The organism is Halorubrum yunnanense, assembly GCF_026586675.1.
Classification (GTDB): domain Archaea; phylum Halobacteriota; class Halobacteria; order Halobacteriales; family Haloferacaceae; genus Halorubrum; species Halorubrum yunnanense.
This window is the reverse complement of the sequence record NZ_JAODIX010000048.1, coordinates 1-9928: the sequence shown is the minus strand read 5'-3', so window position 1 is coordinate 9928 and position 9928 is coordinate 1. Positions and strand designations below refer to the sequence as shown.

Below are 9928 nucleotides of genomic sequence, written 5' to 3'. Positions count from 1 at the left end.
TTCGATTTCCTCGGCTTCACCCTTCTAAACCCGTGATATTGGCTGATAAGATCGCTCTTCAACAGAGCACAAAATACACCTTTTGAACTAATACACAGAGACAGCCACACCGGGATACATATACGAATTCGAGTCCACCGCCCTGTATATGCCAGACGCCGATACCGACTCAGGATGGTTTGAGTCGGTCCCACCTGACGACTTAGAAGCCGCTCGAAAAGCCATCGACAGCGGTAGCGCAGAATCGCCAAAGGATTGGCCCACAAAGGCCGTTGAGGCTGGCTTTGCGGAGGACAAAGGCGAATACTACGATAGACTCCATGAAGCAACAATTTACGCCACCCGAGGAGCCGTACAAGAAAAAGAAAGAGCAGATGACCAACAATTAAAGCATAGTATTCGTGCCATGGACGACTGCGAGCGCACCGCAAACGAGCTCGCCGAGCGCGCCGCCGAGTGGGCGGGGAGCCTGTTCGACGACGCCGAGCCGGGGATCGAGGGCGCCCGGGCGGTGGCGGACCGCGAGCCCGAGGGCGAACTGGAGCGCCGGGCCGTGTCGCTCGCGGAGCGGGTCACCGAACTCGCCGCCGAGCGCGACGCGCTCGCCGAGGCGATCGACCGGATCGCGCCCGCGGTGGCGCCGAACCTCGCCGAGATGGCCGGGCCGGAGCTCGCGGCGCGGTTGATCGCGCTCGCCGGCGGGCTGGAGTCGCTCGCGAAGAAGCCCTCCGGCACCGTGCAGGTGCTCGGCGCGGAGGACGCGCTGTTCGCGCACCTCTCCGGGCGGGCGCCCTCGCCGAAACACGGAGTCATCTACACCCACGACTACGTCCGGAACACCCGGCCCGAGGACCGGGGGTCGGCCGCGCGGGCGCTCGCCGGGAAGCTGACGCTCGCGGCCCGCGTCGACCACTACGCCGGCGAACGACGGGCGACCCTCCACGAGGAGCTCCGCGAGCGGATGGCGACGATTCGGGCGCGGGCCGAGGGCGATACCGGCGGCGACAGCGACATCGACGCGGACGCGGAGGGCGACGCGTGAGCGAGCCCGAACTACCGGCGGGCGTCGAACGACGCGAGATCGCCGGCGAGACGCGGCTGGCGACTCGGGGACCTCCCGTGTACGGTGAGCCGACCGCCGACGGCTGGCGGGCGTGGGACCCCGAGCGCTCGAAGCTCGGCGGGATGTTCGAGCTCGGGTTCGACGCGGGCCTGACCGGCGGCGAGACCGTGCTCTACCTCGGCGCCGCCAGCGGGACGACGGTCAGCCACGTCGCCGACTTCGCTGGGGCGACGTACGCGATCGAGTTCGCGCCGCGACCCGCCCGCGACCTCCTCGACGCCGCCGAGCCGCGCGACCGGCTGTTCCCACTGTTAAAGGACGCCCGGAAGCCGGAGACGTACGCGCACGTGGTCGAGGCCGACGTCGACGCGATCGTGCAGGACGTCGCCACGCGGGGACAGGCGGCGGTGGCCGCCCGGAACGCACGGTTCCTCGCGGACGACGGGCGACTGCTGCTCGCCGTGAAGGCGCGCAGCGAGGACGCCACCGCGGAGCCGGGCGAGGTGTTCGAGGCTGCGCTCGACGAGCTCCGCGAGACCTACGAGATCCTGGAGACGCGACGGCTCGACCGGTATCACGAGGACCACCTCGGCGTCGTCGCGACGCCCCGGTGACGATACGGCAGTGTGGTGACGTCACGGTGATGTGTCGCGGCGACGCCGGCCCGCCTACCACGTCGGCGGCGAGAAGCCGGCGTCCTCCAAGATAGGCTTCCAGCGCTTCTGGACGGAGAGCCGAGAGACGTCCATCGCGTCGGCGACGGCGGACTGCGAGCGCTCCTGGCCGCGGATGAGCGCGGCGGCGTAGAGGCTGGCGGCGGCGGCGACCCGCTTCCCACGGTCGTCGTCGGGCGCCCGCGACAGGAAGAGGTCCGTTGCCGTCGAGAGCGCCTCCTCGTCGAGGTCGAGCGTCGCGCGCGCGTCGTCGAGCCGGTCGATCCACGCCGCGTTGTCGACGCGATCGCTCGCTCGGTACATACCTGCCTGTTGGTCGCTACGGTATATAAATGCCGCGCGGGGAGAGACGGTCGAGCGGGCCGTCGACGGGGCGACGGGAGAGGGTCGGTCGCCGCGTCCGTCGCCCTGAAGTCGCCGCCGCCCCTATCGCTGGTATGTCCACGCAAGCGTGGGACGAGGCGCGGGTCCGCGAGCTACACGACGCGCTGGTGTCGCTGTACGAGCCGGTCGACAGGGTGGCGGAACACGGCGCCGACCCGACCGCCGAGCCCGGCGAGGGCGTGCGCCAGCTGGTGACGACGATCCTCTCACAGAACGTCGCCGACGCGAACACGAGTCGGGCGACCGAGGCGCTGTTCGGCCGCTACGACGACTTCGCGGCGATCGAGGCGGCCGCCCACGACGAGCTGGTCGAGACGATCCGCGTGGCGGGGCTCGCGAACCAGAAGGCCGCCCGGATCCAGCGCGCGCTCGGCGCGATCCGCGAGGAGACCGGCGGCGCCTACTCGCTCGCCTTCCTCGACGCGATGGCGACCGACGACGCGAAGGCGTGGCTCACGGGCATCAAGGGCGTCGGCCCGAAGACCGCCAGCGTCGTCCTGAACTTCCACTTCGGCAAGCCGACGATGGCGGTCGACACCCACGTCGAGCGCGTCTCCAGGCGGTTCGGGCTCGTCCCGGAGTCGGCCTCGAACCAGGCCGCCCACGACGCCCTCGACGAGGTCGTGCCCGACGAGCTGATCTACCCGCTCCACGTCCTCCTGATCCGGCACGGCCGAGAGTGCTGTTCGGCCCGCGGGGCCGACTGCGACAACGCCGTCTGCGCGGCGTACTGCGACTGCGAGTTCTGCCTCTGAGCGCGACCTCTATGGTCGTCCGGCCGGTAGTGTCGGTCAGCCATGTACGCGCCACTCGGCGGGGTCCTGCGGTACGTCTACTGGATCGATCGGCTCGGCGTCGAGTTCGTCGACGCGGTCCGCACGTCGCTGCTGACGGTAATGATGACGTCGATGACCGGGCTCGGCTCCGTCACGGCCGGAATCGTGTTCGTCGGGCTGTTCTACCTCGCCGGGTGGCGCGAGGAGTTCGCCAAGAGCGTCGTCGCGCTGTCGCTGCTCGGCGTCGTCGTCTGGGGGCTGATGTCGCTCGTCGAGCGCCCGTTCCCGCCGAATCCGATCTGTATCACCGAGAGCGACACCGGCGTGACGAGCTCGTTCCCCTCGGGCCACGCCGCCGCCGTGACGGCGTACGCGATGATAGCGCGTGACTCGGACGTGCTTCCCTTCGCGGTCACTGCCGGCTTCGCCGGGCTGATCTCCTTCTCGCGGGTCTACCTCGGCACCCACTACCTCTCTGACACCCTCTTCGGGATCGGGCTCGGGGTCGTCGCAGTGCTGTTCGCGGAGTGGCTCCTTGACCGAGTGGGCGAGGAGGCGCTGCTCGACCTGTTGCCCTTCGAGACGGAGCTCTGAGGAGTGGCGGGCCGAGCGGCGTGGGGCGGTAGCGACAACTATTTTTGAGCCACTCGGGTACGATACGCCGAGCGCGGGTTGCCGAGCCAGGCCAAAGGCGTAGCGCTTAGGACGCTATCCCGTAGGGGTCCGCCGGTTCGAATCCGGTCCCGCGCACTCAACCTTGCTCGCGTCTTGTGGTTTTGCTTGCGAACGAAACTATGACCGCGAGCAATAACGAACGCTACTCGATTGAGATCAGCGATGGGCGCAGCATCAATCTAGTCCCAGAACAGAATTACAAACACCTCAACGAAAAGCAGTTGGTCGATTATGTTGAGCACCGCCGTAGGTTCGTTAAATGGCTTCGAGAGCAGGGCAAGCACCCCGAGAAGCGCGAAGGATACTCTGATTATACGGCCTACGAAACTAGCTACAAGGCCGCACGGTTCGACCGATGGGTATGGGTCGAGGAGGAGCGATATACAATCCCCCCAACGACGTCGCACGCGGACCGATACGTCGCCGACGTCGTCGCGCTCAGGGACGTTTCGAACGCGACGAAAGGAAAGACAGAGGAAGCGCTCATTCGGTATCTTCGATGGATATCAGAGACGTCGCACGCGCCGCAGTGGGACCACGAGCAGCTTTTCCAATCCGGTGGACAGGATGCGCCGCGCGATTACTTAACCCGGCGAGAGCGACGCCTCGTGCGCGAGCAGGCGCTAGAGTCAGACGATGACGGATGGAAAATCGCCACGATCGTGATGACGAGCCTCGATGCAGGGTTACGCCCCGTGGAAGTTGGCCGAGCTCGCACTGAGTGGGTCGATATTGTCAATAAGCTACTCAGGATACCACGCGGGGATTCGAGTAAAAACAAAGACAACTGGCGGGTGTCGATTACAGAGCGGACAGCGACAGGGCTCAAGCACTGGCTAGAGGAACGAAATAACACCGATATGTATGATGGGAGGGACGAGCTCTGGCTAACCAGAGAAGCGACAAGGTACAACAGCAGAGCTCTCTCGCGCTTACTTAGTCGCTTGTGCGACGACGCCGACATCGACACCGGGGGGCGAAGCTTAACGTGGTATAGTATAAGACACAGCACAGGGACCTACATGTCACACGAGAGAGGCCTCAAAGCAGCCAAATCCCAGCTGCGACATAAGAGCTCTCACACGACGATGAAGTACGATCAGGTACCCGTCTCAGATCGTAGAGACGCGCTCGAAAGGATGTAGTCTCATTCGATGAGTAGTGGGCGAGTGAATTTCGGAACCACCCCCTCTCAAAATTTTTAGTTGTAGTCGAACTCCGCTCACACGATCGTGTGTGCGACATCTTGCACCCCCAGTCTCTCACTCTCACCCCCAGGAGCCCAGCGGCGACTGAGTGTCTCTCGGGTGGGTAAATCCCTCTCTATAACAAGGGTCACTTGAGGACTTTTTCGAGGGTTATTCCTGTGGAAATACCACCCAATCGAGCGGCACAGAAGCGATTAAAAAACCTGAAAAACTCTTAGACTACACGCCGAACTTATTGGTTTCACACACCCGTTTCTCCCACCCCCGCGTCGGGTTTTTGCGACTGTTTTTACTGATCCATGATCATGATTATTTGCGATGGAAAACAAGCTTGTGCTGGCATACATCACAGCGACGAACGACGACGACGCGCGCGAGCAAATAGATCACTGTATGGAGCTCATGTGCGAGCGACTGAGTATAAAAAACGACAGTGATTATAATCAAGACGTCGCCAACCGACTCAAAAGAAAAAATACAGTTACTGTGGTTTTTGATGAGACATCACTCCAAATAATCTCAGGAAGACAAGACCTCAATAGGGACGTCGAGATGACGCTTGGAGAGCGCTTCGAGCATGCCTTCGAGCAGGGCGCGCGAGAAATAATTGTCACGGCAGGCAAGTCGCTCACAAACCCCGACGCCGTGAAAAAATACCTCAACCATGTCCGGCGAATAACATTCGCACGCAAACGAATATCATTCGAGCGAGGCACATCCGATGAGCAAATACACCGCGTGATGTCTGTGGTCAAAGAGACGAAAACGACGCGTGACGGCCATGAGATACTCCGCGAAGAGTGGACGGGGGGAAGACCACCCATCGGTACCGAAGTGGTGCGGGGACAGCTTGTCAAAGGTGACGACTATCATTCAATCCGCAACATACTACAGAGGGTAGCATTCGGCGATATCACGAAGTCTAAGGCGACACGAGAGATTGGATGCGCGAGAAAAACAATCGGCAATTCGCTCAGAGACCGCGCGGAACTCTACGATCTCCCCCAGCAGTAGTCGGCGCGGGCGGGCGCTCCTTTCTTGTCAATTCGAACATCGAGGTGAGCACCAGCGACACGATCGTGTGTGCGCGCAGCTACAGCTGCCGCGCCGCGACGAGAGAACCGACAGGGACCGCGCGGGCACGGCAGTGGATAGCGGTGGACAAGCACCCCACATACCCCTGTCCACCGATTTCGTACATTTTGAGTGTTGTACGTGGCGATATGAGAGGGTGGACAGGCGGACAGGCGATTTGGCGATATTAGCACGGCAGCAGGTTGTAAAAGCTAAAAGTATTATTGCGTGTTACCTTTTCTATAAATAAAGCTTTTACCAACTTTTTTCTGAGTTTGCCCAAACAGCCTGTCCGCTTGTCCACCGCCTGTAAACAGACGGTAGAGGGCCTCTATCTTACTTAATCGGTGGACAGGGGGTTTGAAAATAGGTTGTCCACCCTGTCCAAATCAGATTAATCGTTCCATTCGGCCCGTTCGGGCGGGCGGGGCGGGGCGGTGGCCGGAGCCAGTGCGTCACCCGTTGATGTTTGCGGCGCGACGTCGCGCGGCGCGGTTGTTGTCGCGCGAGAAACGGGTACCGCCGATTCGTTAAACCCCATTAAAACCTTAGTGTTAAAACCCGATCAAACCACTCCCACATTAGATATATATTATAACCGAGTAGTGTCTGAATTGGGAATACTATTCAGCATCTTCAGACCTTCTAACTTGCGAAAATAGCATATTTACACTCGGGAGGGGGGGTGTCTAAGATCAGATTAGTAGTGTAACACTCGGCCCACTCCGCCACGAGGGTTTATACGTGTGGTGTCGGTAATACCCGATAAGCCCATCAGCGACAGTCGCCACTGCTCGATTGATCATATTGAGCGCGAAAAGGTGGCGAAGGCGGTCACACGCCGTCGCCAGTGGGTGTATGGATTAACCCATGTCAACAAACGAGTCGAACTCACTTAAAAGCGGTCGGTCGGACAAAGCGGCAACTATCGAAATTAGCGGCGAGGGCGGGCGAGAGTACGTTGAGGCGGTCTACCACATCATCCCAGAGGGGAAATCAGTTGTACACGTATATCAAAACGAACGCAGCGACGGTATCAGCGAGACAATCCCACTAACTAAAATCGACACAATCGCGCGGAGCGACGAGGAACGTGCACGTGTGCGAGACCGTGCAGACGACAACGGCACACAAGATCGTGTGAGCGAAGAGGAGCGGTCTAGCAACGACGCGGTTGTAGTCGCGCGAGAGCACGACTACGCTGAGTACGACGGTGAGGTGTACATGGTTGAGGGAACGGTGTCGCGCGATATGCTTGAGTTATCCATGGTCTTCGAGGAGCCAACCGAAGCACCAGTTACCGAGTGTGTACCGTGCAAAGCGGACGGCACCCCAGTGACCACAAACGATCGTGAGGGCGAACTTGTCACGGACGGGGGGACGATGACCGGTCAGTCGAAACTCGCGGAATTCGGACCGTCAGAGACGTGCGTGCACTGTGACGACCCTGCTACTGGCTATGTCAATTCGACCGGATTCTGCAAATCGTGTTACATCGATATCAACCGCGACGTGTTACACGAGTACGTATACGGCGACGAGAACGACAAGGAACTCATGACGGACGGCGGTAGGTTACCCCCCATCGACGAGAGTGACGTCACGACCACAGAGGAGTACCTACAAGAGCAGGAACGGCGCGCGCAGCGGCGGCGGGAGAGTGGAAGTCGGCACTCTGGTGGGTCAATCTCGGCGCTAGAGCTCAGGCAGTTGGTTCAGCGGCGGGAGACACTCGCCGCCATCGACGAGAGCGACGAGAGCGACGAGAGCGACGAGAGCGACGAGAGCGACAACACCACGGACCAGATGAACATCGACGACTTCGGCGGCAGTCGTCTCGTCACGGACGGCGGCGAGCCCGAGGACGTCGATGAGGAAGACTTTGCAGGAGTCGATATAGACGGCGCGTGCGATGACGACAACACACACGATCGTGTGAGCGAAGAGGAGCGGTCTAGCAACGACGCGGTTGTAGTCGCGCGAGAGCACGATTTTGTTGAGTACGACGGTGAGGTGTATATGGTTGTGCAAGCGGTGTCGCGCGACACGCTGATAATATCCATGAAGTTCCAAGCAGACGTCGAAGCGCCAGTTGCCGAGTGTACACCGTGCAAATCGGACGGCACCCCAGTGACCACACACGGTCGTGACGGCGAACTTGTCACGGACGGCGGGCGACGGGTGACCCACGATGTGATCTGGTGTAACTACTGCAAGGCGGGAATGAGTGTTCCAATCGATAACATCCCCGACGACCCGATGTGTGATTCTTGCTTACAGGTGCGGGAACCAGACCCCCCAGCGGAAGAGATACGCCGAGCCTTCGATGAGGCACCTGTCGATGTGGGTGACCGAGTGATGTACCAAGGAGAAGAGTACCTCTTCAGCGGAAAGGGACCGTGGACGTACGCTCACATCGTCCCAATCGGGCACTCAATATACACATCTGAGGATACACACGCCGACGTCACCACCCTCGAACGGGTGGATGACCCGGACGCGCTCAGTGACCGATACGACGATTATCCCGGCACTGCTGCCGACGAGACACACGGTCGTGACGGCGAACTTGTCACGGACGGCGGCGAGCCCATCGACGACGTCAACGTTAGCGAGGAAGACTTTGCAGGAGTCGATATAGACGGCGCGGACGCCGATGATGACACGCCTCTTTCGGACAGGTACGACGATTATCCCGGCACTGCTGCCGACGACGCGGACGACGAGACACACGATCGTGACGAAGAAGGGGAAGACGACCTCGATGCAGAGGAGATTCGTGCGCGCGGCGAGCTCGAAGGCGACAGCGACGACGAGGACGACCCCAGCGATGAGGATGGATACATCCGCAACTCAGACGAGATCCGAGTCGCAGCTGGCAGGACGCTCGATTCGAGATTAGCACACAACAAGGAAGGAAAGTGGATGTGTACGATTTGCGAGGCTGTAGTGACGAGCGCGCACGGCGCGAAGACACACTTTGGTCGCTCGCACCCGGATGCAGACGCGGACAACGTCGAAAATGCGATTAATCGCCGCGGTGAGGAGTCTGACGGTGTTAATTTTAACATCACTGAGGAAGACATCGAAGCCGCGGGAGAGAGCGCAGACGGCGGCGAGGGAGGTGATGTTGTCAACGACGCCAGCGACGGCGGATATACGGCCTGGGACGCGGCGAGCGACGATTATGGGGAGGCGCGCCTGCAGTCGTCGCCGATCACGCGAGCAGATGCCCGCGACAGTGTTGTCGATGCACTACAGGAGGAAACGCGGTGGATAGCTATCCGAGAGCGCTCGAAACCCGGCAAGCACTACGACCTGCATCGATGGGATGAGGATGATGGGTGGCAAGACGACGCATCGACATACATCAGTGAGCGGACCGCGGAAGAACTCGGGAGTAAAGCGACCGATACCGAAGACGCGCATTATCGCAGCCAACTCGCGCGGCGCAACTATATCAGCCAGGATGTTGTCGCCGCTGCCGACCGCGATGACACACTGATCCCTGTCGCCAATGGAACGATAAACATCGATGAAATCGACTTCAAGGGCACAGACGACGCCGGTCGCGTGCACATCGACCCCGACAGTGTTGTGCTCGAAGATATGGACCCAGAAAATTATTTCTTAGACCGGGTACAGACGGAGTGGGACCCTGATAATGCGGATATCGAGGGTCTCAAGTCGTGGATGCGGGAAATAATACACACAGAGAACGAGCGCGCGGTTGTCTACGAGCTAGCCGGTCACGCGCTACACCACGGCTACCCAACGGATGCATTTGGGATCTGTGTTGGAATGGGTGGCAGTGGAAAATCGCAGATGCTAGAGGTGATCAAGCACATGATCGGAAAGGATAACGTCGGCGTTCGGACGCTGAAACAAATCGAGAATGCGGACTTCTCGGCGGGTAATCCGGTCCCCGAGCAGCGGATGAACATAAATACTGAGCTAAGTGGTGAGCAACTCAAGGACATAAGCACGCTTAAGACCTATTCAAGCTGCTGTGTTGAATAGATGCTGAGTCACGGTTACAGCGGCTCACACAGTGGTTCTATGTTGGTGATGGCG

At 60.4% G+C, this 9928-nt stretch carries 8 protein-coding genes and 1 tRNA gene; 8 read left to right on the top strand and 1 reads right to left on the bottom strand.

What is annotated here, in order from left to right:
* Positions 1-148 precede the first annotated feature (148 nt).
* Positions 149-1042: an NOP5/NOP56 family protein gene (locus N5096_RS11605; protein ID WP_267664883.1), complete on the top strand. Its 894-nt coding sequence runs from the start codon at positions 149-151 to the stop codon at positions 1040-1042.
* Positions 1039-1677, top strand: a complete 639-nt coding sequence (locus N5096_RS11600) for a fibrillarin-like rRNA/tRNA 2'-O-methyltransferase (protein WP_267664882.1) — start codon at positions 1039-1041, stop codon at positions 1675-1677. The genes N5096_RS11605 and N5096_RS11600 overlap by 4 nt, the downstream gene beginning before the upstream one ends.
* A gap of 54 nt (positions 1678-1731) precedes the next feature.
* Here N5096_RS11600 and N5096_RS11595 read toward each other — a convergent pair whose 3' ends face one another.
* Positions 1732-2040, bottom strand: a complete 309-nt coding sequence (locus tag N5096_RS11595; RefSeq protein WP_267664880.1) for a transcription initiation factor IIB family protein — start codon at positions 2038-2040, stop codon at positions 1732-1734.
* 134 nt (positions 2041-2174) lie between these two features.
* Between N5096_RS11595 and N5096_RS11590 the strand changes: the two genes are divergently transcribed.
* From N5096_RS11590 to N5096_RS11565, 6 genes are all read left to right on the top strand, one after another.
* Positions 2175-2876 carry an endonuclease III domain-containing protein gene (locus tag N5096_RS11590; RefSeq protein WP_267664878.1) on the top strand — a complete coding sequence of 234 codons (702 nt, stop codon included), beginning with the start codon at positions 2175-2177 and terminating at the stop codon, positions 2874-2876.
* Between the two features lie 42 nt (positions 2877-2918).
* Entirely contained in the window at positions 2919-3491 is a 573-nt protein-coding gene (locus tag N5096_RS11585; protein WP_267664877.1) for a phosphatase PAP2 family protein, read from the top strand.
* A 71-nt stretch (positions 3492-3562) separates the two neighbouring features.
* Positions 3563-3647 (top strand) — tRNA-Leu (locus tag N5096_RS11580).
* 44 nt (positions 3648-3691) lie between these two features.
* Complete coding sequence (locus N5096_RS11575; protein ID WP_267664876.1) at positions 3692-4717, top strand: tyrosine-type recombinase/integrase; 1026 nt, start codon at positions 3692-3694, stop codon at positions 4715-4717.
* Positions 4718-5098: 381 nt separating this feature from the next.
* Positions 5099-5794, top strand: a complete 696-nt coding sequence (locus tag N5096_RS11570) for a hypothetical protein (RefSeq protein WP_267664875.1) — start codon at positions 5099-5101, stop codon at positions 5792-5794.
* A gap of 930 nt (positions 5795-6724) precedes the next feature.
* On the top strand, positions 6725-9874 hold the full coding sequence (locus tag N5096_RS11565) for a DNA primase family protein (protein ID WP_267664874.1): 3150 nt from the start codon (positions 6725-6727) through the stop codon (positions 9872-9874).
* Positions 9875-9928 lie beyond the last annotated feature (54 nt).

Excerpts from the sequence above, each read along its gene's own strand:
- N5096_RS11605 (WP_267664883.1), top strand. The coding sequence starts at position 149 with ATGCCAGACGCCGATACCGACTCAGGATGGTTTGAGTCGGTCCCACCT.
- N5096_RS11595 (WP_267664880.1), bottom strand. The coding sequence starts at position 2,040 with ATGTACCGAGCGAGCGATCGCGTCGACAACGCGGCGTGGATCGACCGG.
- N5096_RS11590 (WP_267664878.1), top strand. The coding sequence starts at position 2,175 with ATGTCCACGCAAGCGTGGGACGAGGCGCGGGTCCGCGAGCTACACGAC.
- N5096_RS11585 (WP_267664877.1), top strand. The coding sequence starts at position 2,919 with ATGTACGCGCCACTCGGCGGGGTCCTGCGGTACGTCTACTGGATCGAT.
- N5096_RS11575 (WP_267664876.1), top strand. The coding sequence starts at position 3,692 with ATGACCGCGAGCAATAACGAACGCTACTCGATTGAGATCAGCGATGGG.
- N5096_RS11570 (WP_267664875.1), top strand. The coding sequence starts at position 5,099 with ATGGAAAACAAGCTTGTGCTGGCATACATCACAGCGACGAACGACGAC.
- N5096_RS11565 (WP_267664874.1), top strand. The coding sequence starts at position 6,725 with ATGTCAACAAACGAGTCGAACTCACTTAAAAGCGGTCGGTCGGACAAA.